Genomic DNA, 24,285 nt, shown 5'->3' with positions numbered 1-24,285 from the left:
TTGACCGATCATGAAAAAGTTGCTGATTCCTTTCTATATCATATTTGCTGCTACCTTGCTGGCGGGCTGCCAGAAAGAGCTGGAGCGTGTTAATATCAATCCCAACGAACCCACCGAAGTACAACCGGATTACCTGTTGAGCAACGGTATCAAAGCCAATGTGGACACCTATTGGGGTACCGATGCCACTATGGAAACATCGCTGCTCTATGTGCAGTACTGGGCTAAAATCCAGTACCCCGACCCGGATCGTTACATCCCGGCCACCACCAACATACAAAACGTATGGAATAATTTTTATGCCCAGGGGATAGCCGATTTTACTACCCTGGCGCAGTTGGGGGATAGCCTGCATAACCCGAACTACAAGGCGGTAGGCATTATTATGCGCTCATGGATATTCCAGGTGCTCACTGATTTATACGGTGATATTCCGTATACCCAACCAGCAAATATCCAACGTTACCTGACGCCGGTATATGATAGCCAGGCTACCGTGTATCGTGGGCTGCTGTCGGAGCTGAAAGGCGCTGTACAAATTATTTCTCCTGCTGATAATGCCATACAGGGAGATTCTTTACTGGCCAACAACATGAACGGCTGGAAAAAATTTGCCAATGGCTTGCGTACCCGTATCGCCCTGCGGATCGCTGACCGTGATCCTGCAGCTGCCAAAGCGGTATTTACTGAACTGGCCGCTGAAGGGAATATTTTACTGGGTGCGGGCGACCGGGAAGCGAAGCTGAACTATCTCACCTCTCCTAACCAGAACCCGGTAGGACGTAACCGCGAAACGCGTAATGATTATCGTATCAGTAAAACGATTGTAGATAAATTGAAGGCGTTGAAGGACCCACGGTTAAGCATATACGCTGCATTGCCTACAGAACCGGGTTCCACCGATTACGTAGGTGTAACTAATGGCTTATCGGCCGATTCGGCGTCCAGGCTCGGTTTCAGCAAGACCTCCGATGTAGGAGCCGCTTTTACCGCTTCCCAATCACCTGCCTGGGTATTTACTTATGCGGAACAGCTGTTTATTTTGGCAGAAGCGGCGCAGCGGGGCCTGATCAGCGGCAACGCAGCAGATCTGTATACACAGGCCATCCGTGCTTCCTTTAAGCAGTATGGTATTACCGGCAAGCCGGTAGATGACTACCTGGCACAGCCTGCAGTAACCTACGATCCCACTAATTATAAAAAATCTATTGGTGAACAGAAATGGCTGGCCCTTTTCAGCGAAGGATTGGAAGCGTTTGCAGAATGGAGAAGATTGGATTATCCCAAACTTACACCGGCTTATACCGGCGCGTTGCAAGGTAAGATGCCCTTGCGCCTAACTTATCCTTCCAGCGAACAGGCCCTGAATGGCGCCAACTATAAAGCAGCGGTAGCCCGCCAGGGCGCAGACTTGCTGACGACCAAAGTATGGTTTGATATGTATTGAGCATAAAGCATAAAGCATAAAGCAAAAAGCTATTGTAGTGATTGATTAGGAAGAGTAATTATCTGCCTAAGTCATTCGCTACAATAGCTTTTTGCTTTATGCTTTCTGCTTTTTGCTCTCCCTGTACCGCATGATTTCAATACCGGCTTCTATCATAGGGCCCCATCCATGGAAGTCATTTAGTTCGGCAGGGCGGTTATAGTAAGCCGTAAGATCGGCAGCGGTGTTGGTGCCTATACACACATCTTTCAGTTGACCATGAGGTGTAATTTTTTCTCTTACCAGGCCATTCCATGCCTGTTCTGCGATGGAGATATAGCGCTTGTCCAGCCAGCCTTCGTTGACGGCGCGGGCAATGGAATATACAAACATGGCGGTGCAGGAGGTTTCAGTGTAAGAGTCGGTGTGGTCGAGTACCTGGTGAAACAGGCCGGAGCCGGATTGGTAACGGGCTATTCCCAGTATTTGCTGGGTAAGATCCGCAATCACTTCCTTTCTGCCAGGGTGATTAGCCGGGAGCTCATTGAGCAGCTGTACTTTGGCCAGCATGATCCAGCCATTGGCCCGCCCCCAGTGAGCTACGCCTTGCCGTTGCAAGTCATCGTAATAGTAATGCACATACAGGCCGGCCCCGGGGTCCCAGAGATAATGGGTGAAGTGTTTGATCTGTGCTACAGCATCATCGAAGTAAGTATTGTCGCCGGTCAGTTTTCCCATACGGGCCAGGAAGGGGACACTCATGTAGAGGTCATCGCCCCAGAGTGTCCATTTATAAGGATTTGGGCGGCATAGCGTACCATCCGGCAGCCTTTCCTGCACTTTGCTGATGTGGTTGGCCGCTTTGTCGATATAAGCCTTGTAATCGGCTCTTTTCACCGTTTGATATACGTCCAGTAAGCTGGCGCCCATGGCGCCGCAGTCGTCTAGCACCCGGGTGTGTATTAGCTGGTTGAACGGAAATTCTTTATACTTCACGCCTTTTTTGCTGAGGGCTTCAAAATAGGCCACATTGTCGAAGGCAAACGCTACGTGTTTCTTCGCGAAGGCGCTGTACTTTTCATCTTTGAGATAGTTGCCCAGGTCTATCATGGCAATATTTAAAACCCCGTTAGGATAGTGCCAGGCGCTGAGGTGGTCAGAAATGATGGCATTCACGCCAGCAGGTATTTCTTTGCTGGTAGCATAAGTCTGATTATTACCTTTAAAAGTAAAGGCGGCATGGGCTAATACATAGTCGGCCATCTTTCTTACTACATCGGTATCGGCAGGAAGAGCCTGGGTGTAGCCGGTAAATGGAAGTACCAATCCCAGGGCTAACAGGAAGTTGAGCTTTTTCATATCGAGTACGTGGTTTATTCCAACAATATAGCCATATCCGTTGTGTAATGCAAACGATTGCATAAATTTTCTTGGGAATTAATATAATTTATTTTAACTATGTGTTAGCATGTGATTTAACAACTATCCCTATACGGTATTAGCCATACGAAGCTATACAGCCTATGAAAAATGTCCTTTTAGCGTGTGCAGTAGCCCTGCTCACAGCCTGTCAGCAACAGAAACAAGAGGAGCCGGACACCATCGCGGTAGCGGCGCCCGGTGACATTGTAAAACCACTGATGGAAGATGATGCCCCCCTTCCGGAACTCCGCCGGGATATTAATTGGGATCAGATTGAAGTCTTCCCTTTTTCGCGGGCCCTCATTAATCATAAAGTACCGCTGTTTACTACACGCCAACACCTGGAAGCGGTTATTGGAAAAGCCGATAGCATTGTTGCTACCGCCAATGATGTAAGCGGTTCACAGTTTGCAGGAGACTTTCATTATTTTTATAAAGACGGTGCTACGTTCGAGCTTTGCCGCGATTCGCTCGCCTGCGACGAGTTTGTATTTACTACGGGTAATTCCCTGACGATAGATGATATTACGCTGACCCGGAATACTACCTGGGAAGATATCCGGAAGATATTTCCTCATGCGGCTATCCAGGCAGAGAATGAAGGCAGAACAGACGTGATTAAACTAAGGGACTCTTTCCTGAAAGACGGGGATAGTCAGGTACAATTGTATTTCGAAAACGGCAGACTGGCGCGTGTGGTCAACTTTATACCCTGTTGATCATTACAGAGAAACATTCATTAAATCGGAGGCCTGCTTAAGCAGTATTTTTCTCGCGAAGACGGAAAAAAAATACTGCTTAAGCGGGCCCGGGTAATCATTACATCACCGGTGTTTTCCCTCCGTCTACCGCAGTACTGGTGCCGGTAATATATCCTGCGGCAGGAGAGGCCAGGAACGCGGCTAAAGCGGCTATTTCCCTGGCTTCGCCAAATCGTTGCATAGGAATTTCTTTCAGCCATTCGGCTTCCACTGCTTCCCGTGAAACGTTCCTGGCAGCAGCGCTGCTGTTGAATAGCCCTTCCAGTCGTGCCGTAGAAGTAGAGCCCGGCAATACATTATTGACCGTAATACCATGCGGCGCCAATTCTGTGGCCAGGGTTTTAGACCAGGCAGCTACCGCCCAGCGGGTGGTATTGGAAACGCCCAGATTTTTTATCGGCGTTTTTACGGAAGTTGAAATGATGTTGATAATCCGGCCGAAGCGGGCCTGTATCATACCGGGCACCAGGGCTTGTGCCAACACCTGGTTGCAAAGTAAATGCTGGGAAAAGGCCGCTGTAAAAGCAGTAGTATCGGCTTCGATGACAGGGCCTCCTGCTGGTCCGCCCGTATTATTAATGAGTATATGCACAGGTCCGCTGGCAGCTATTTTTGCAGCAACGGCTGTTACCTGTGCGATGTCTGAAAAGTCGGCTACTTCAAAACGATGCTGTTGTCCTTCCCCGGTGGCCAATGTGGGTAATACTGTTTTTAACCGGTCTTCATTCCTGGCTAATAATATACAGGTGGCGCCCAGCAGGGCCAGCTCTACCGCTATGGCCAGGCCTATGCCCTGGGTACTGCCGCACACTAGTGCCGTTTTCCCTTTGAGTGAAAGGTCCATGCTATTTTTTTGAGGACAAGTTAGGGAAAAAGCAGAAAGCGAAAAGCAGAAAGCAAAAAGCAAAAAGCTATTATGGAGAAGAACTTAGCGGATATTTAGAATTCGCTTTAATCATCCTCCATAATAGCTTTTTGCTTTTTGCTTTCTGCTTTTCGCTTTCTGCTTTTTACACCCTGACGTATATTTTCTTTTTATCGAGGATAAAGCCCACTAACCAGCAGGTAAGCATGAAGGCCAGTGAAAACAACAATGACCCGAATTTTCCTGGCGACAATGCCTGGAACACCGTGTCGTTGATCCATTGATACAGCGATACATTGCCTACCTGGAAAAAATAGAACAAGATGGCGAGTATCTCTGAGAGCAGGTAAAGGAACAGCGGGTTTTTCCCGAATACGGTGAAGAAACCCGTGCCCTTGGTGAAGCCGGTGATGTCGATAACGAAGATGAGCAGTGCTAATAATAGTAAATCTATACCTACGGTTAATAATACATAGGAGCTGGTCCAGAGTTTTTTATTGATAGGGAAAGCAGTATTCCAGGCATAGGCCAGGGCAAAACATACGATGCCGGCCAGCACCATGCGTTGAATACCTTGTTTGGTGCGCCCTTGCTGCTGTACAAACAGCCCGGTGTAATAACCGGCAACTACATTTACTACCGCAGGAATAGTACTGAGAATACCTTCCGGATCAAAGGCAATGCCTTCACCATGATACATATGGTTTTCTCCCATGACTAATTTATCCAGCAGGATGCCTGCATTGCCGGTCATGGTATATTGTTGTCCTGGAACGCCAAACTGCCACATCACCAGCCAATATCCCAGCAGGAACAGGGCGCTGATGCCCCATACCACTTTTTTAGAGCAGTAGTGAATAAGCAGGGACGCTATACAGTAACAGAGTGCAATACGTTGCAATACGCCCAGTATACGCGTATGATCAAAAGGCCTTAGTTCAAGGCCATGGTCAGTATGATTCACAAACGGGAACCAGTACATGAGGAAGCCGAGCAGGAAAATAATCAACGTACGTTTGAAAATTTTTCCCAGTACAGCAGCATTCCCCAACTGTTCATACTTTCTCATGCTGAAGCTCATGGCATTACCCACGGCAAAGAGAAAAGAAGGGAATACCAGGTCGGTGGGGGTCCATCCATGCCAGGCCGCATGGTCCAGGGGCCAATAGGTACCACCTGTGCCGCCTGTATTCACAATGATCATGAAACAGACGGTCATGCCGCGGAGTACATCCAGCGGTAAAAAGCGTTGTGGGCTTTGTGTCATTTCCCTTTAATTATTATTGGTTGATAAGATGGTAAGGAATGAAAGAGCGTTGAGCTGCCTACAATATATACATCTAATATGCAAAATCCAAATATCCTTTGGCGCAATCGTTAAAATAAAAATAATAGTTGACCATTTGAGCTCCCTAACAGAATATTTCCCGGCAATTTTAAGATAATACCGCATTTGTTCGATTTTAAAGCCTACCTTCATCTACACAAGGCTCTGCCTTAGCTTCTTCTGACTTAGTTTGGATTATTCCTTTTCTCCCTCAGTCTTCGCTTTCCCAGCCGCCATATTTCTCACATTTAAAGGTTTATCGAATGAATATTTTTATTGGCAATTTAAGCAGCCAGACCACTGAACAACAGTTAACGACCCTGTTTTCACCATTTGGTATGGTACGGAGTACCAAAGTAATTATAGATAATTATACCGGACGTTCCAAAGGCTTCGGTTTTGTAGAGATGCCGGTTGATGCTGAAGCAGAACGCGCTATCAGGGACCTGAACAGCACTTTGATGGATGCACAGGTAATTGTAGTCAATGAAGCCAGGCCCCGGACAGAAAGAGAGCGTTTCCCAAGACCAAGGTATTAGACCATTCCTTATGTCTCTTTTTTATATACGATGAAAATTTATATTGGAAACTTACATAGTAAGGCTTCTGAAAAAGAACTATATGATCTTTTTGTTGCATTCGGTATGGTGCTATTGATAGAACTATCTACTGATGTTAACGGGAAATCATTGGGATATGCTTATGTATACATGAAAGACAGCAATGAGGGGAGATCTGCCATTACAGGGTTGAATAATCTCAATTTTATGAACCAGTTTCTGAATATATACGAAGTGGAATAACTACGCAATAATGCGATTTAACTAAAATGATGCAATTATGGGAGAATCTTTCTCAAAAAAAGAAAACAGGAACAAGAAAATGAAGGTGAAAGAAAATAAGGCGCAAAAAAAGGAAGAGCGGAAAGTGAATAACAGTAAAGGTAAGAGCCTGGAAGATATGTTGGCGTATGTAGATGAAGACGGTAACCTGAGTAGTGAGCCCCCGAGGCAGACTCAGAGAGCGGAAATAGATCCTAAAGATATCCGGATTGGCGCCACCCCCCGGCCTCCCGAAGATAACACCAGGACCGGAATTATTACGTTCTTCAACACCTTAAAGGGATTTGGATTTATTACGGACGATAAATCTGGGGAAAGTGTATTCTTCCATATTAACCAGTTATCAGAACCTGTTAAAGAGAGAGATAGTGTTTCTTTTGTAAGAGAAAAGAGCGCAAGAGGTTATAACGCGATAGCAGTAACAAAAGCCGGTTCCCGGTCCGGAAAGTCTTAACAGGTGGGCCATTACAGGCCCACCTCTGGCAATATTACATAGAAAAGCCCCGTCCCAGTACTTCATGTACTTCGTGAATCACCACGAAGGCTTCGGGGTCAGTTTCCTGTACCAGCGATTTAAGTCGCATCAATTCCTGTTTACCAATTACCACGTACAGCACTTCCTTGGTGGCTTTGGTATAGGCGCCATGGCCATGTAATACGGTGGCCCCCCGTTTCATTTCCCCGGTAATTTTATCCGCAATGGCGGCGGTATGGTTAGAAATGACGGTAATAGCCCGTTTGGTATTGAGGCCGTCTACGATATAATCTACCGCCCTTGCACCAATGTATACTGCAATAAAGGTGTACATGGTTTTTTCTATACCTATAATAAAGGAAGATGCGAGGATGACAATGATGTCGAAAATAAGCATGGCGTTGCCCAGGGTCCAGCCGAGGTATTTGTTGGCCATACGAGCTACAATGGCTGATCCGCCGGTAGTGCCCCCGGAAAGGAATACCAGGCCAATACCGATACCCACTAATAATCCGGCAAAGATGGCAGCCAGTAGAGGATTGGTTGTTACCGGGGTTAGTTTGTTTTCAGTGAGATACAGGAATAAGGAACAAAAGAATATGCCCAGTAATGTGTAGAGCATGCCTCGTTTATCCAATAGCTTATACCCTGTAACAACCAGGACGGCATTGATAATCAGATTGGTGATGCCTGGCGACCATCCAAAATAGTAATAGGTTACAATGGTAATACCAATCACTCCACCTTCAGATAATTTGTTGGGAATAGCCAGGTAGTTAATGCCCGCTGCAAAGATCAGCGCGCCCGCCATGAGGAGTAAAATGTTTTTCACATGCTCTTTCATGCCGCAAAAATAAGCTTTTGTCCAGCTTCCCGTCACTTCCTACCCCGTAGCCTATATAAAAACAGAAAAAAAGTAGGACGATTATTTGGAATTAATAAAAGTGGATGTATATTTGTCTACCAAATCAGTAGACTAATAAAATCTACCGCCATCAGGGAAGCATCAGGCAAACGCTTCCGGCATCCTTTGATCCACCAGCAAGGTGTTGCAGCCATCATTATTGAAAACGTGTAAATAAACATACACTATGAAAAGGCACACGCTATTAAGTGGAGGGCGTTCCCAAACGCAATTGTCAAGGATATATATCACCTGTTCCCGTTATTATAAAACAGCCATAGGCTGTTGTTGAAAAGATCTTGCGTTCTGTAAGCTGTAAATAGAATGCCTGGTTGGGCCTGCGGGATAGGTGTGTTGCAAAAATTTATTGGTGGTAAATTTATCCGTAACATATCTACCCGCATCCTCCTGGCATTTCAACCAACAACTGCACCAGATACCTTCTCGTTTTAATCTTACAAAAGAATACCAGGCGACTGTTGATAACAGTGCTTAAAATATAACGTAAACGGTTACACGTATACTATCCAATGAAGATGTAAAATCAACTTCAGTTCAAAGGGGCGCTGCTTCAGACAATTCTGGTGGGTTTTGCTGGCCGGTAGCCCCGGCGGCTGAAGTAACATAAAATTAATACCGGCTGATATAGCTGTTACAATAAAAATATTTATCCGGAACGGGTTATACCAACGTACATGTATATACTATTTTCGGAAAGCCTGATTGAAAAAAGGAACCACTTGTTTCCAGGTAAGGTCCCCAGTGCCAGCAAGTCCCGACGTCCAGTCGGGACTTCTATTTTATATACCTCCCTCTCCCCAAAAAATATTTTCCGGAAGCGTATGGAAAATATTTTACAGCTACATCTAATTAAAAAACAAATTGCCATGGACTCAACTAAAATCCAGGGAACCCCGTTCCTTGACATTCTCTTCTCCGGAAGGAATAAAGATTATGGCGCCTATGAATTGCGCAACCGTTACGACAAGCGCGTTCGTAATTCAATCGTCGGCACCGCTTCTGTTATACTGGTAGTAATAGGTGGTTACGTACTGGACAACACCCTGAAAGCCGCTGATAATGTACGTCCACTCGTGCTCACTAAAGAACCGGCCGTATTGAAACCTATCGACATCCCGGAAGAAAAAAAGTTCACACCGCCACCTCCGCCGGTAACTTCTGCGCCGCCACCTATGGCCGCTTCCGTCAGAAATACTACACTGGTAATTGTTGACAAAGATGTACCACCGGATGAAATGCCTCCAAAACAAACCGACATGGAAAACAAAGTGATCGGCTTTAAAACAGCAGATGGTGTGGAAGATGGAGCGCAGGTGGACCTTGGAGCCAGCGGTATTGGCGGCTCCGGTGTGGTAAAACTGGAAGCGCCCGCAGAGGAGGATAAAGGTCCCCGGATCTTCGTAGAAATTATGCCGGAGTTTCCGGGAGGGCCGGATGCATTGGCCAAATATCTCAAGAACCACGTGAGATACCCATCGCAGGCACAGGACAATGATGTACAGGGCATGGTGTTCGTTCAGTTTGTGGTAAACCGCGATGGCAGCATCACTGATGTGAAAACAATAGGTGCTGTCAAAGGCGCTGGTCTGGAAGAAGAGGCAAAGCGGGTGGTAAACGCTATGCCCAAATGGAAACCCGGCCGGCAAAATGGACAAAGCGTCCCTGTATTGTTTAATCTGCCTATCCGGTTTGAATTGGGGCAACAATAATCCATTATTACCCCGTTAAAATTTACCCATGCCTGTTTATCCCCGGCCTGCATCCATTTAACCGCGCATTCTAATCCTGAATACCAGTCCCGGTTCACCAAAAGTGGCTGGGATTGGCTTTTTTATAGCTATTTATTAGATAATATTTAAATTTTATCTATTTATGTAAAACAAAAATCAAAAAACTAAGAAATTAATATAATAATTATTAATTTAACGGCCGCTTAGTCTTCTTCTTTAGCACTATAAACGGATAATTAGTATGGAAGCGCCGGTAAATAACTCGCTGCAACAGTTTAAGAACCTCGTTGGTACCAAGTTTCAGCTATACAACAGCCTCTTCACTTCATTGCCTTTCCACCGGGTGGAAAAGACAGGGGTATTCCTGTCACTGTTCCTGCTTCACTGCGAAGAAGGATATGCCAAAGGCAGCAGCCCCCAGGAAATCATGGATTCCTTCTTTAAACAGTATACTACCTATACAGAAGATAAACAGCGAACGGACCTGCTGTTCCGCTTTGTACAGTATGCAGAAAGGCAGGTGGTATTGTTTGATGCACTCGAAGACGCCGCCTTCCGGAATATCCGCGACCTGCAGGGAAGCGGTACCTTGCGCCACCTCCAGTCGGAAGTTATCCAGGAGCAGGCCCAGGAAGCATTGAAGGAAAAACTGAAGGATTTCTCCGTGCGACTGGTGCTCACCGCGCATCCTACGCAGTTTTATCCCGGCGAGGTGTTAGGTATCATCAACGATTTGTCTAAAGCCCTCATCGATGAAAACACCAGCCAGGTAAACATGTACCTGCAGCAGCTGGGTAAAACACCTTTCTTCAAAAAAGAAAAACCCACCCCGTATGATGAAGCCATCAGCTTGGTGTGGTTCCTCGAAAATATATTTTATCAGTCCGCCGGCCGTATCCTGTCCTTTATCCGGGCGCAGTTCCCCGGCGCCATCAGTAGCGATAATTCCCTGATCCGTATGGGCTTCTGGCCCGGCGGCGACCGCGACGGCAACCCGTTTGTGAAAGCGCCTACCACTATTGAAGTGGCCGCCGCCCTGCGTGCTTCCATAATGAAATGCTATTTCCGCGAAGTACGTAACCTGCGCCGCCGCCTCACCTTTAAAGGTGTGGAAAACGTGGTGGCAGCACTGGAAGCCAAATTATCCCGCAACCTCTTTGTACCCGGCCATAAAGCTGATATCAGCCGTAAGGAAATCCTGGATACGCTGGCGGGTATACGAAAAACAATTCTCGAAGAACACAACGGATTATTTGTACACCTGGTAGAAAACCTGATCAGCAAAGTAGAAATATTCGGCCTCTTCTTCGCATCCCTGGATATCCGCCAGGATAGCTCCGTACATGAAGCCTTGCTCGAAGCGGTGGCGGCTAAAACATCCGCTCTGCCGGATAACTATACCTCGCTCGCCGAGGCTGACAAGATCCAGGCCCTGTTGAACATTCAGCAAGCCATAGATCCACAGCAGCTGGAAAATCCCCTGCACCAGGACGCCCTGCAAACCATCGCAGCAATTAAACAAATACAGGCAGCCAACGGAGAAGAAGGCTGTAACCGTTATATTATCAGTCATAGTACCAGTATACTCAGCGTAATAGAAGTATACGGTATGTTCCTGCTGAGTGGTTGGAAGAAAGAAGAAATGACGGTAGATATTGTGCCACTGTTCGAAACCATCGACGATCTTCGCCACGCAGGGCAGGTGATGAAGCTGTTATATGAAAATGCAGATTATCGCCAGCACCTGCAACGCCGCCAATGCAAACAAACCATCATGCTCGGTTTCTCAGACGGCACTAAAGATGGGGGTTACCTGATGGCGAACTGGAGCATTTATAAAGCCAAAGAAGAACTGACTACCATCTCCGAAGAATATGGTATCAGCGTCGTGTTTTTTGATGGCAGGGGAGGTCCCCCGGCCCGCGGCGGTGGGAAAACGCACCAGTTCTATGCTTCCATGGGAAGGAATATTGCCAACCAGGAAATCCAGCAAACTATCCAGGGACAAACCATCAGTTCCAACTTTGGAACGGTGGATGCTGCACAGTTCAATATGGAACAACTGATTCACGCAGGTATCAGCAACGAACTGTTTTCTTCCCGGGAGGTAACCCTCAGCAAAGCGGAGGAAGACCTGTTACAATCTTTGTCGGACGAAGGGTATACCGCTTATAATAAACTCAAAACACATCCGCACTTCCTGGCTTACCTGGATCACGCCAGCCCGCTGCGCTACTATGCAGAAGCCAATATCGGCAGCCGTCCCAGCAAGCGCAACTCCTCGGCCAAGCTAAACCTGAACGACCTGAGAGCCGTGCCTTATGTGGGCGCCTGGAGCCAGCTGAAACAAAATGTTCCCGGGTATTACGGCGTGGGTAGTGCATTACAGGCACTGGATAAACAAGGCAAATGGGAAGCCGTAGCCGCATTGTACCGGCATTCCCTGTTTTTCAGAACCTTGCTCGACAACTGTGAAATGGCGATGAAGAAAAGCTATTTCCCACTTACTGCCTACCTGGCCAAACATCCACAGTACGGCGAAGTATGGCAGATGATCTATGATGAATTTGAACTGACTAAAAAATACCTGCTCCGCCTCACCAACGAATCGGAACTGATGGCAGGCAGCCCCATTGACCAGCTGTCGATACAAATGAGGGAACGTATGATATTACCATTGCTTACGACACAACAGTATGCACTGACCCGTATCCGCGAACTTGATTCACATCCTGACAATGGCAAAGAGCGCGAAACTTACGAGAAGCTCATCATGCGTTGTTCTTTCGGAATTATCAACGCTGGCAGGAATTCTGCTTAAGATCAAAAATAACTGGAGGCTATATCAGCAACTGATATAGCCTTTTTTTATTGGAGAGTGGATAAACGCCGGTTCCCGACAAAAAACATACTTCAGACAATCTTTTTCCTAATTCTTCCCTACTTTTACACCTCCTTAAGTAACTTCTCTATATATGGCAAACAGCTTATATGACTTTGGAATGATCGGCCTCGGCGTAATGGGCAGAAACCTGTTACTCAACATGGCAGATCATGGCTTTTCCGTTATCGGCTTTGACAAAGACGCTGCCAAGAACAGCGCACTGGAAGCAGCCGCTACCCCCGGTACTACTGTTAAAGGCGTAGCAGAGCTGGCCGCTATGGTTCAGTTGCTCGAACGTCCCCGCAAATTGATGATGCTGGTACCTGCCGGTCAGCCGGTAGATGACGTGATAGCATCCCTGCTGCCGCTGCTGGAGCAGGGCGATGTGGTGATAGATGGTGGCAATTCCCACTACACCGACACTTTACGCCGCGTACAGGAACTCCGTCCGAAAGGTATCCACTTTATGGGTATGGGTGTTTCCGGTGGCGAACAGGGCGCCCGTACAGGCCCCAGTATTATGCCTGGAGGCGACGTGGATGCATATGCCAAGGTGAAACCTATGCTGGAGGCTATTGCCGCTAAAGTAAAGGAAGTACCTTGCGTAGCTTACCTCGGTAAAGAAGGCGCCGGCCACTATGTGAAAATGGTGCACAACGGTATCGAATATGCCATTATGCAGTTGATCAGCGAAAGCTATGCCCTGTTGCAAAAAGGAGCCGGCCTGAACAACGACCAGTTGCACGAAGTGTTTAAAAACTGGAACCAGGGTGCTTTACAGTCTTTCCTCGTAGAAATTACAGCAGATATTTTCCTGCAGAACGACGATAAAACAGACAAGCGCCTGGTAGATGTGATCTCTGATAAAGCAGGTTCCAAAGGCACTGGTAAATGGACTTCCCAGGATGCCATGGAATTGCCGGTGGCAGTACCCGTGATTGATACAGCGGTTGCTATGCGTACGCTCTCCGGTTACAAAGAGCAACGCTTACAGGCAGAAACCTTGTATAAAGCACCGGAAAATGACCTGCATGTTCCCGCAGATATGTGGATCAAACAGGTACATGATGCGTTGTATTTCGCTACCATCCTGAGCTATGCGCAGGGACTGGCCATGCTCCGTGAAGCTTCCAACGACCTGAAAATGGAAATTCCATTACCGGAAGTAGTGAAAGTATGGAGAGGCGGATGTATTATCCGTTCTACCCTCCTGGAAGTATTTACACAGGCTTATCAGAAGAATGCAGACCTGGGCAATATCCTGCTCGATGAAAATATTGCTTACCTCGTAGAATCTGTTATTGCAAACACCCGCAGCGTAGTAGCGCAAGCAGCAGCTGCCGGCGTACCGGTAGCCGGCTTCATGTCAGCACTGTCTTATTTCGATGCTTTCCGTACCGGCCGTATGCCTACTAACCTGATCCAGGCACAACGCGATTACTTCGGCGCACATACCTATCAGCGTATTGATATGCCAGGTACCTTCCATACGGAATGGCAACAGCACTAAAAAATATTCATCTTCAATTAAATATATGCAGATCCATAAACGCCCTCCTGCTTCTATACTCTTCATTTTCGGAGGCAGCGGCGATTTAAACTACCGGAAACTAACGCCTGCGTTATACAATCTTTTCCTGGATGAGTGGATGCCGGAACAATTTGCCATTGCGGGTTTAGGACGTAGTCCTTATACCGACGAGGATTATCATAAACACCTGTTGGAAGGGATCAGTAAATTTTCCCGTCGCAAAGGTGAACAAAATGGTCACTGGAAAGATTTCAGTAACCATGTTTCCTACCTGCAAATGGATGCAGAAGATCCGGCTGCCTATAGCAAAATCACCGATTTTGTAACCAGCAAAGAAAAGGAGTGGGGCGTACATCCTACGGTGATCTTTTACCTCGCAGTAGCACCACAGCTGGTGCCTAATATTGCTACCCGCCTCGGGGAACTGAATCTCTGCAGCGATAAACACTGTACCCGCATTGTAGTAGAAAAGCCATTTGGTCATGACCTGCAAAGTGCCCATGAACTGAATGAGCTGCTGGCAAAGAAATTCACTGAAGAACAGATTTACCGTATTGACCACTACCTTGGTAAAGAAACGATACAGAATATCCTGGCTTTCCGCTTTGCCAACGCATTGTTTGAGCCGGTTTGGAATCGCAACTACATCGATAATATCCAGATTACCGCCGCTGAAAGCGTGGGGCTGGAAGGCCGTGGCGGTTACTATGAAAGAGCCGGCGCACTGCGTGATATGGTGCAGAACCATATCCTGCAGATTATGTGTATCCTGGCCATGGAAGCGCCCGTATCGTTTGATGCCAACGAAGTACGTAATAAAAAGGTAGATGTGCTCAACGCTATCCGCCGTATTACGCCTGAAAAAGTACATGAACATGCCGTGCGTGGCCAGTATTCTTCTGGCTGGATGAAAGGTGATAAGGTAGTAGGTTACCGTGAAGAAAAGGGAGTAGATCCCAAATCCAATATAGAAACTTACGCCGCGGTGAAATTCTTCGTCGACAACTGGCGCTGGCAGGGCGTTCCGATATATGTTCGTACCGGTAAATACCTGCACCAGAAGGCGACCAATATTATCATCACATTCAAAGAAGCACCTCCTTATTCCTTCCCGATAGAGGCGGCACAAACATGGCGCCCTAACAGGCTCACCATCAGTATACAGCCGGAAATGGATATCCGTATCCGCTTCCAGGCAAAACGTCCCGGACAAACCATGACGCTGGACCCGGTAGATATGACCTTCAACTACGATGCCGCCAGCGGCGAGCACGCTCCTGAAGCATATGAAACATTGCTGCTCGACGTGATGGAGGGCGATGCTACCCTGTTTATGCGTGGCGACCAGGTAGATGCTGCGTGGAAAGTGATTATGCCTATCCTGGAAACATGGGAAAACCGCACACCGCAAGACTTCCCGAATTATGCTCCGGATTCATGGGGCCCTGACGATGCAGACGCACTCGTGGCCCGCGATGGTCATACCTGGATTAATTTACCTACTAAATAAAAATTACGGACCATTGCAAGATGGTCCGTAATTCTTTTATCTTATGGAACTACATATCGCCAAAGATCCAGCCCAGCTCAGTGAAAACGTAGCCGCATGGATCAGTAACTACATACAGGAAGTATTACAAACACAGGAACGCTTCACTTTCGTGCTGTCGGGAGGTAATACGCCGAAACAGCTGTATAGCCTGTTGGCCAAAGCACCTTATAATATGATGATTCCCTGGGAGAAAATTCATTTTTTCTGGGGAGATGAAAGAGATGTACCCTTTGAAGATGACCGGAATAATGCCCGCATGGCTTTCGAAGAACTGTTGGATAAAGTAGCCGTAAACCCGGATAATATTCACATAATGCGTACCGACATCAGTCCGGAAGCATCAGCTACAGCTTACGAGCAAACGCTGAAATCCTATTTCGGAAAAGAAGATACCACCTTCGACCTGGTATTACTGGGCATGGGAGATGATGGACATACACTGTCGCTGTTCCCGGGCACACCGGTAGTGCATGAAAAGAAAGCCTGGGTTACTTCTTTCTTCCTGGAAGCACAGAACATGTACCGCATCACCTTAACAGCCCCGGTAGTTAACCGGGCAGCCTGCGTACTGTTCCTGACCACCGGCGCCAATAAAGCGATTACACTCAAGAATGTAATAGAAGGTACTTTCGACGCGGAGAAATTCCCATCTCAACTCATTCGTCCTGAAGAAGGGGAACTGCATTGGTTTGTAGATGAAGCGGCTGCAGGAGCGATGGAAGTGTAAAAAAGAGGGCTTTTTCTCACCTATTTTCAGTAGCTTGTGATAGTAACAACAACGATGAGATTATGTTTGATAAGCCCATATTTGACGCACACCTGCATATTATTGATCACCGGTTTCCACTGCAACCTAACCAGGGATTTCTGCCTTCCGAATTTTCGGTAGCAGATTACCAGCAGCAGGTAGCCCCCCTCCATGTAAGTGGCGGCGCAGTAGTGTCAGGATCATTCCAGGGATTTGACCAGCAATATTTACTGGAGGCATTGAAACAATTAGGCCCGGCATATGTTGGTGTTACGCAGATACCCGCCAGTACAACTGATGAAGAGATTATAGCCCTGCACGAAGCAGGAGTTCGCGCCGTTAGGTTTAATGTACAACGCGGTGGTTCTGAAAGTGTAAAATACCTGGAGCAACTGGGACTTCGCGTTTATGACCTCGTAAAATGGCATGTGGAATTATATGTAGATTCCCGCCAGCTACCAGGATTATCGACCACGTTACGCAAATTGCCGACGGTGGTGATCGATCACCTGGGGCTATCCAAATCAGGATTTAAGCACTTATTGCAGCTGGTAGAGAAAGGCGCGCGCGTAAAAGCCACGGGGTTTAGCCGCTGTGATTTTGATGTGCTCACCGCTATGCGACAGATTACTGCAGTTAATCCGGGCGCCTTGTTATTTGGCACCGATCTGCCCTCTACTCGTGCGCCCAGGCCCTTTGATATAAAAGATTTGCAACTGATCCTGGAAAATTTTCCAGCAGATATAGCTGCTAAAATATGCCGGGAGAATGCCCTGGCATTGTATCAGCCGGGGAAGAGCTAGAGAATAGAGCAAAAAGCAAAAAAGCTATTGTGTAAAATGATTAAAGCGAAATTTAAATACTCGCTAAATTCTTCTACACAATAGCTTTTTTGCTTTATGCTTTTCGCCTTCTGCTCAATTCCAGCTATCAATCGCCACTGTTTCCATTTCTTTTCTCAGGTGCTCCGGCATATGACCGTTCAGCAATATGCCCGGTGCAGCGCTGGGATAGATGTCTTCAAATGTTTTTACCATATTCATAAATACCCGGCGGAAAATATGCCGCCTGGTTACCTCGTGCGGATCTCTTAGCCCCGCCGCTCCAGCCAGCTCTATGGCGCTTTCAATGGTATCGCGATGGTAGTTGGCTACCCTTTGTTTTTTATCATCGACTACCAGGCCGGCTGCCAGCCATTTGTCCTGCGTGGCTACACCTGTTGGGCATTTATTGGTGTTGCACACCAATGCCTGTATACAGCCCAGGGCCATCATCATAGCACGGGCACTGTTGCAGGTATCTGCACCTAAAGCCATGGCCCGTAAAATATGAAACCCCGTCAGCACTTTCCCGGAAGCGATCAACTTCATATGATGCCGGATATTAAAGCCGGTAAGTGTATCATGTGCAAAAGAAAGTCCATCCATTAATGGCATGCCCACAGAATTGGAGAATTCTGGTGGCGCTGCACCGGTACCGCCTTCTCCGCCATCTATGGTGATAAAGTCGGGGTAGATATCTGTTTCCATCATGGCTTTACATAGCGCGTAAAATTCCCTTGGCTGTCCTATGCATAGTTTGAAGCCAACAGGCTTACCTTTACTTAGTTGGCGCAACCGCTGAATGAATAACATCATTTCCCGGGGAGTGCCAAAGGCTTTATGGTAGGGCGGTGAAAATACCGTGGTATGCGGTTTTACATGGCGGATGGCCGCAATTTCCGGTGTATTTTTAGCGGCTGGTAAAATACCGCCATGGCCGGGTTTGGCCCCTTGTGATATTTTCAGCTCTATCATTTTAACAGCAGGTAAGGCACTTTTTTCCGCAAACAGGCTGTCAGAAAAATTTCCATCTTCATCACGGCATCCGAAATAGCCGGTACCTATCTGCCAGATGATATCGCCGCCCTGAGCCAGGTGCGCATCGCTGATACCGCCTTCCCCGGTATTATGTGCAAACCCGCCAATTTTAGCGCCTCCGTTTAAGGCCTGTACAGCATTGTTGCTTAAAGAGCCATAACTCATGGCACTCACATTGAGAATACTGGCAGAATAAGGTTGCTGGCAGTCGCGCCCTCCGAAGGTTACCCTGGGATCCTTATCCAGGTTACCGAAATCCTGGGGCTGGATAGAGTGTGCCATCCATTCATACCCTTCCGCATATACGTTGAACTGCGTACCAAAAGGCTGGGAGTTTAATTCCCGCTTGGCGCGCTGGTAAATGGTGGAGCGGTCTACCCGGTTAATGGGGCTGCCGTCGATATCACTTTCTACAAAATATTGGTAAATCTTGGGCCGCAACGCTTCCATCCAATAGCGCATACGCCCTACAATCGGGTAGTTGCGGATAATGGCATGCCTGGTCTGTAGCATGTCCAGCACACCCATGGCGATAATGGGTACTACGAGGATTAATAACCAGAAAACCCAGGGAAAGAATAAACCTAATACGATGACAATGCCTAAACTAATACATGAAAATCCGATAAATGCTTTAACCATGGCTGTGAGATTTGAGTTTTTTTGATGCTATAGCTTCCTTATCCATTAGTTTATAAATCTACTTAACGTCTGCCAGATAAATTTGTTAAATATCTTTCACCCCGGTAGTTTTTCTCCCTGTGAAATTTTCGCTGCTTCCGTTTATCCTGGAAAAAAAATTAATCATCCCTTTCCTCCGTCAGTTTTTAAATTAATTTATTATCTTTCAAAATCGCCAATTTTCTAACTTATCCACCACATGAAAAGATACAACTATCTTAATAAGATGATTGCAACGGGCATGTTCCTGTTTGGTACGATAGCAGGGGCACAGGCACAACAAACCCCATACGATGCATCCCGTCTTAAAACCAGCTGGGAAGTGGTAGAAAACCACTACCAGGGAAAAGATAACTTCCTGTCTGCCTTCACATTTGTGAATACCTCCAACAAGCCCTTCCCGGCTAAAGGATGGCAGCTGTATTTCAACTTTATACGAATGGTAACTCCGGGTGAATTACCCGGTCATGTGAAAGTGGATCATATTAACGGTGACCTGTACCGCTTTACACCCGCTGAAGGCTTTGCCGGCATTGCACCTGGCGATTCGCTCAAGCTGGCTATCACCGGCGATGCCTGGGCCGTGAACTTTACCGATGCCCCGGCCGGCCTGTACCTGGTATGGGAACAAATGCCGGAAAAAGGTTTCTCGATTAAAGACTATAGTATCCGCCCGTCTACCACGGCTAAACAGCTGATGCGTTACCCGGGCGATAAAACAGCTGTTATAACGCCAACGGATATATTTAAACAGAATGCAGCGGTGAAGGATATTCCGGTATCCCAGTTGCCGCTGGTATTTCCCACACCAATATCTTATGCCGCTACGGGCAACAACCTGCTTTGGACCGATTTACCGATGATCAGCGCAGATCCGCAACTGGCGCCCAGCGCCGATATGCTCAAGGCAGATTTGCAAAGGCTCCTCAGTAAAAAAACAACAGGCAGGACTACCGTGAAATTTGTGTTTGATGCTGCCATGGCGCAGGATAAGCCGGAAGGATATACTTTGAAAGTAAGTCCCGAAGGCGTGGTAATTACCGCAGGAACAGCAGCAGGCGCCTTTTATGGTATCCAGTCTCTGAAAACGCTGATCCCGCCCGCCGCCTGGGGCAGTGCACAGAAATCTGTTACTATTCCCAGTGTGGACGTAACCGATGCACCCCGCTTCGGCTACCGCGCTTTTATGATCGATGTGGCCCGCAACTTCCACAACAAACGCGATATGTTACGCATACTGGACCTCATGGCCCTCTATAAATTAAACGTATTGCATTTCCATTTCAGCGATGATGAAGGCTGGCGCCTGGAAATACCCTCTCTGCCAGAACTCACCAGCGTAGGCGGAAAACGCGGACATAGCACTGACTGGAGAAATATGTTGCCGCCTTCCTATGGCTCCGGACCCGACACCACTAATACCGCTGGTACGGGCTACTTTTCCCGCAACGACTTCATCGAAATATTGCGCTATGCAACGGCCAGGCATATACGTGTATTACCGGAAATTGAATCTCCCGGCCATGCCCGCGCGGCAGTGAAGTCGATGGAATCCCGTTACTACCGGCTGAAAGCAGTTGGTAAAGAGCAGGAAGCAAAAGAATATTTACTCACCGACCTGGATGATAAATCAACCTATAGTTCGGTACAAAACTGGAGCGACAACGTGATGAACGTAGCCTTGCCTTCTACCTATCGCTTCCTGGACAAAGTAGTGGAGGAACTGCAGGCTATGTACAAAGAAGCGGGCGCGCCTTTGGCAGCCGTACACATGGGTGGGGATGAAGTTCCAGGCGGCGTGTTTGAAAAATCGCCTGCCTGCCTGGCACTGATGCAGCAGGATAAATCACTCACCGGGGTTAATGATCTATGGTATTACTACTACCGTAAAGTAAACGATCTGCTCAAAGCCCGAGGCTTATCTGTAGCAGGTTGGGAAGAAACTGGTATGCGTAAAACATCCATCAATGGGGAAGCGCAGAGCATCCCGAATCCCGACTTCGTAAACGACAATTTCCAGCTTAATGTATGGAACAATGTGATTGGCGGAGGACAGGAAGATTTATCCTATCGCCTGGCCAACGCAGGCTACAAAGTGGTATTATCTGGCGTGAGTAACTTTTACTTTGACATGGCCTACATGAAATCGTTCGATGAACCAGGGTTCTACTGGGGCGGTTTCGTAGATGTGGATAAACCATTTTACTTCATTCCTTTCGACTATTACAAAAATCAAAAAGTAGATGGCAGAGGTAATCCGGTAACACCGGAACTGTTTGTAGGCAAGGATCGTTTAACGAGCTTTGGTGCGTCCAATATTCCCGGTATACAGGGCTTGTTGTGGAGCGAAACAGTAACCAGTTCAGATCGTATGGAGTATATGATACTGCCTAAGTTGCTGGGGCTTGCAGAACGCGCCTGGGCGCAGGATCCGGCATGGGCTACGGAAAAGGATGCCACTAAAGCAGATGCCATGTATGCACAGGCCTGGAGCGTTTTCAGCAACGTAATGGGTAAACGCGAAATGCCACGCCTGGACTATTATGATGGAGGATTTAACTGGCGCATCCCTACAGCCGGCGCTGCTGTTGATAACGGTGTGTTGACTGCCAATGTACAGATGCCTGGTTTGATTATCCGGTATACAACTAACGGTGAAGAGCCTACGTTAAAAAGCCCGGTATATAATGGCGCTGTGCAGGCAGGCGGCAAGGTAGTGAAGTTGAAAGTATTCAGCCCGCGCGGCCGCAGCAGCAGAACAACTACTGTGAAAGTACCGGTAGCAGACACGCAGCTGAAGAACAACAAGTTGTAAGAAAGCACAAAGCTGAAAGCATAAAGCAAAAAGCTGTTGTCGGGATTGGTCTGAGCGAACTTTAAATACTCGCTAAACTCTTCTCCACAATAGCTTTTTGCTTTATGCTTTCAGCTTCGTGCTTGTATCACGGGTATTTACCCTTCATCCATTTTTTACTCCTTGCTTTTTTGATTTTTGTATTTTGTTCGTTAAATCCATAAGGACCCGATGTTTCGCAAAATTCCACTATTGCTGTGCGGGCTGCTCATCACTGTAACTGTACTGGCACAAAAGAAAAACGAATCGTATCAGCTGCAAATACGCAAGGCTGCTTCCCCGGTGAAGATAGACGGTGTGATCGATGAAGCTGCGTGGATGCAGGCCGATGCAGCTACCAATTTTTACATGGTACTGCCCATGGATACCAGTACGGCCAGGTTGCGTACGGATGTTCGCATGACTTACGATGATAATAACCTGTACCTGGTAGTGGAAAACTATACCACCGGGGAAGGCCCGTATATGGTGGAATCGCTGAGGAGGGACTTTGCATTTCTCAAAAATGATAACTTCCTCTTGTTCATGGATCCTTTCGATGATCAGACCAACGGCTTTTCTTTCGGCGCCAATGCCGCCGGCGCGCAATGGGACGGGCTGATGTATGATGGCGGAAAAGTGGACCTGAGCTGGGATAATAAATGGGTATCCGTTGTTAAAAATTATCCCGATAAATGGGTATTTGAAGCGGCTATTCCGTTTAAAACCATTCGCTATAAAAAGGGGATTACCAAATGGGGGATTAATTTCAGCCGCAATGATCTGAAAACAACCGAAAAGTCGGCCTGGGCGCCGGTTCCCCGGCAATTTCCTACCGCTTCCCTGGCGTATACCGGCAACCTGGTATGGGATGCTGCGCCCCCGGAAGCGGGTGCCAACGTATCCTTGATTCCTTATGTGCTGGGCGGTATCGCCAAAGATTATGAAAAGGGAACCAATGAAAAATACCGCCGGGATGCAGGGCTGGATGCCAAAGTAGCGGTCACCTCTTCCCTGAACCTCGACCTCACCGTAAATCCTGATTTCTCCCAGGTGGATGTAGATAAGCAGGTAACCAACCTGGATAGATTTGAATTATTTTACCCCGAGAAACGGCAGTTTTTCCTGGAAAACGGGGATCAGATGTCCAATTTCGGGTATGCCACCATCCGGCCTTTTTTCTCCCGCCGTATAGGCCTGGGCGGGGTACCTATCCGCTTCGGCGCCAGGTTGAGCGGCAAGCTGAATAAGGACTGGCGTTTAGGTATTATGAATATGCAAACCGGTAAGCAGGAAGAAACCGGCCTGCCGGCGCAGAACTTTACCGTAGCGGCATTACAGCGCAGGGTGTTTTCACGGTCCAATGTGGGCTTCATTTTTATTAACAAGGAATCCGTCAACTATGATCCCGGTAAGATAACGGATATGCCAGTGTATAATAAATACAACCGGAATATGGGGCTGGAGTACAACCTGGCCTCATCCAACAATTTCTGGACCGGCAAAGCTATGTTCCTGAAGTCGTATACTCCCGGTAAATCGGGGCACGATATTGCTCATGCGGCCAACCTGCAATACACCAGCAAGGTATGGAATGTGAGCTGGCAGCACGAATATGTAGGCCGTAATTACAATGCAGAAGTGGGATATGTGCCCCGGCAGGGCTATGTGAAGGTCGTGCCACAGGTAACCCGCCTGTTTTTCCCCTTGTCGGGCCAGGTATTGAGCCATGGGCCACAAGTAACCAGCACCTGGTTCTTCGATGAAAAAGACCTGCACCGGACCGACAATGAAACCATGCTGAACTATGGTATTGTATTCCGGAAGCGCAATACCCTGAATATATGGGCCTCCAATACCTATATCCAGCTGTTGCAGCCCTTTGATCCTACCAATTCACATAAAGATAGCCTGGCAAATGGCACCCGGCATAACTGGAATACGGTGGGGGTAGATTATGTATCCAAGCCCCAGAGCTTATTTACTTACGCGCTGTCGGCCCGCTATGGAGGCTATTATGCGGATGGTACCCGGCTGATGGCTAATACAGAGCTGGGCTACCGCTTCCAACCCTACGTGAGCATTGCACTCAGCGCCAACTACAACCAGATTGATTTGCCCAAACCCTGGGGTAATACCTCGTTCTGGCTGGTAGGCCCGCGGCTGGATGTTACCATGACCAATACCCTGTTTTTTACCGGTTTTATGCAGTATAATGGTCAGCAGAAGAACATGAACCTAAATACCCGTTTTCAATGGCGTTATAAACCCGCTTCCGACCTTTTTATCGTATATACGGATAACTACCTTCCTGAGCCATTGTATGTAAAAAACAGGGCGCTGGTGCTCAAGTTGGTATACTGGTTTAATATCTGATTATCCGATTTTGTATTAACTGTTAAGAATGCATTAACACTTCCAATA

At 47.4% G+C, this 24,285-nt stretch carries 18 protein-coding genes; 13 read left to right on the top strand and 5 right to left on the bottom strand.

Features of this window, described 5'->3' with window-relative positions; genetic code table 11:
• Positions 1 to 10: 10 nt before the first annotated feature.
• Complete coding sequence (locus HGH90_RS30285; protein ID WP_169192675.1) at positions 11 to 1,447, top strand: SusD/RagB family nutrient-binding outer membrane lipoprotein; 1,437 nt, start codon at positions 11 to 13, stop codon at positions 1,445 to 1,447.
• 96 nt (positions 1,448 to 1,543) lie between these two features.
• On the opposite strand, the gene HGH90_RS30280 is transcribed toward HGH90_RS30285, so the two are convergent.
• Complete coding sequence (locus HGH90_RS30280) at positions 1,544 to 2,785, bottom strand: glycoside hydrolase family 105 protein (protein WP_169192674.1); 1,242 nt, start codon at positions 2,783 to 2,785, stop codon at positions 1,544 to 1,546.
• A 164-nt stretch (positions 2,786 to 2,949) separates the two neighbouring features.
• Between HGH90_RS30280 and HGH90_RS30275 the strand changes: the two genes are divergently transcribed.
• Positions 2,950 to 3,567, top strand: coding sequence for a hypothetical protein (locus tag HGH90_RS30275; protein ID WP_169192673.1), 618 nt, complete (start codon positions 2,950 to 2,952; stop codon positions 3,565 to 3,567).
• A 100-nt stretch (positions 3,568 to 3,667) separates the two neighbouring features.
• Here HGH90_RS30275 and HGH90_RS30270 read toward each other — a convergent pair whose 3' ends face one another.
• Both HGH90_RS30270 and HGH90_RS30265 read right to left on the bottom strand, forming a co-directional pair.
• On the bottom strand, positions 3,668 to 4,453 hold the full coding sequence (locus tag HGH90_RS30270; RefSeq protein WP_168766122.1) for an SDR family oxidoreductase: 786 nt from the start codon (positions 4,451 to 4,453) through the stop codon (positions 3,668 to 3,670).
• A gap of 166 nt (positions 4,454 to 4,619) precedes the next feature.
• A complete protein-coding gene (locus tag HGH90_RS30265; protein ID WP_168766120.1) occupies positions 4,620 to 5,741 on the bottom strand; it encodes an acyltransferase family protein in 1,122 nt (373 codons plus the stop codon).
• A 323-nt stretch (positions 5,742 to 6,064) separates the two neighbouring features.
• Here HGH90_RS30265 and HGH90_RS30260 point away from each other — a divergent pair, with 323 nt between their 5' ends.
• From HGH90_RS30260 to HGH90_RS30250, 3 genes are read left to right on the top strand one after another with little or no spacing between them, the layout of a single operon-like run.
• Positions 6,065 to 6,340, top strand: coding sequence for an RNA recognition motif domain-containing protein (locus HGH90_RS30260; RefSeq protein WP_168766118.1), 276 nt, complete (start codon positions 6,065 to 6,067; stop codon positions 6,338 to 6,340).
• Between the two features lie 30 nt (positions 6,341 to 6,370).
• On the top strand, positions 6,371 to 6,604 hold the full coding sequence (locus HGH90_RS30255; protein WP_168766116.1) for an RNA recognition motif domain-containing protein: 234 nt from the start codon (positions 6,371 to 6,373) through the stop codon (positions 6,602 to 6,604).
• Between the two features lie 37 nt (positions 6,605 to 6,641).
• Positions 6,642 to 7,097 (top strand): cold shock domain-containing protein, encoded by a 456-nt coding sequence (locus HGH90_RS30250; protein WP_168766115.1) that lies wholly within the window; start codon positions 6,642 to 6,644, stop codon positions 7,095 to 7,097.
• 34 nt (positions 7,098 to 7,131) lie between these two features.
• On the opposite strand, the gene HGH90_RS30245 is transcribed toward HGH90_RS30250, so the two are convergent.
• Entirely contained in the window at positions 7,132 to 7,962 is an 831-nt protein-coding gene (locus HGH90_RS30245; RefSeq protein WP_169192672.1) for a YitT family protein, read from the bottom strand.
• A gap of 947 nt (positions 7,963 to 8,909) precedes the next feature.
• Between HGH90_RS30245 and HGH90_RS30240 the strand changes: the two genes are divergently transcribed.
• The 6 genes from HGH90_RS30240 to HGH90_RS30215 all read left to right on the top strand — a co-directional run bounded on the left by HGH90_RS30240 (position 8,910) and on the right by HGH90_RS30215 (position 17,291).
• A complete protein-coding gene (locus HGH90_RS30240; RefSeq protein WP_169192671.1) occupies positions 8,910 to 9,752 on the top strand; it encodes an energy transducer TonB in 843 nt (280 codons plus the stop codon).
• A 262-nt stretch (positions 9,753 to 10,014) separates the two neighbouring features.
• Positions 10,015 to 12,594 (top strand): phosphoenolpyruvate carboxylase, encoded by a 2,580-nt coding sequence (locus tag HGH90_RS30235; RefSeq protein WP_169192670.1) that lies wholly within the window; start codon positions 10,015 to 10,017, stop codon positions 12,592 to 12,594.
• A gap of 154 nt (positions 12,595 to 12,748) precedes the next feature.
• Entirely contained in the window at positions 12,749 to 14,167 is a 1,419-nt protein-coding gene (gene gndA, locus HGH90_RS30230; RefSeq protein ID WP_168766107.1) for an NADP-dependent phosphogluconate dehydrogenase, read from the top strand.
• Between the two features lie 25 nt (positions 14,168 to 14,192).
• Positions 14,193 to 15,698 carry a glucose-6-phosphate dehydrogenase gene (gene zwf, locus HGH90_RS30225; RefSeq protein WP_168766106.1) on the top strand — a complete coding sequence of 502 codons (1,506 nt, stop codon included), beginning with the start codon at positions 14,193 to 14,195 and terminating at the stop codon, positions 15,696 to 15,698.
• 43 nt (positions 15,699 to 15,741) lie between these two features.
• Positions 15,742 to 16,467, top strand: a complete 726-nt coding sequence (gene pgl, locus HGH90_RS30220) for a 6-phosphogluconolactonase (RefSeq protein ID WP_169192669.1) — start codon at positions 15,742 to 15,744, stop codon at positions 16,465 to 16,467.
• Between the two features lie 62 nt (positions 16,468 to 16,529).
• A complete protein-coding gene (locus tag HGH90_RS30215) occupies positions 16,530 to 17,291 on the top strand; it encodes an amidohydrolase family protein (RefSeq protein ID WP_169192668.1) in 762 nt (253 codons plus the stop codon).
• A gap of 114 nt (positions 17,292 to 17,405) precedes the next feature.
• Here the strand turns inward: HGH90_RS30215 and HGH90_RS30210 are convergent, their stop codons facing one another.
• Complete coding sequence (locus HGH90_RS30210) at positions 17,406 to 18,989, bottom strand: FMN-binding glutamate synthase family protein (RefSeq protein ID WP_168766100.1); 1,584 nt, start codon at positions 18,987 to 18,989, stop codon at positions 17,406 to 17,408.
• Between the two features lie 238 nt (positions 18,990 to 19,227).
• Here HGH90_RS30210 and HGH90_RS30205 point away from each other — a divergent pair, with 238 nt between their 5' ends.
• A complete protein-coding gene (locus tag HGH90_RS30205) occupies positions 19,228 to 21,843 on the top strand; it encodes a family 20 glycosylhydrolase (protein WP_248277100.1) in 2,616 nt (871 codons plus the stop codon).
• A gap of 210 nt (positions 21,844 to 22,053) precedes the next feature.
• A complete protein-coding gene (locus HGH90_RS30200) occupies positions 22,054 to 24,237 on the top strand; it encodes a DUF5916 domain-containing protein (protein ID WP_169192667.1) in 2,184 nt (727 codons plus the stop codon).
• Positions 24,238 to 24,285 lie beyond the last annotated feature (48 nt).

It is taken from the genome of Chitinophaga sp. Ak27 (assembly GCF_012726295.1).
GTDB lineage: Bacteria > Bacteroidota > Bacteroidia > Chitinophagales > Chitinophagaceae > Chitinophaga.
This window is presented reverse-complemented; position numbering and strand designations above follow the sequence as displayed.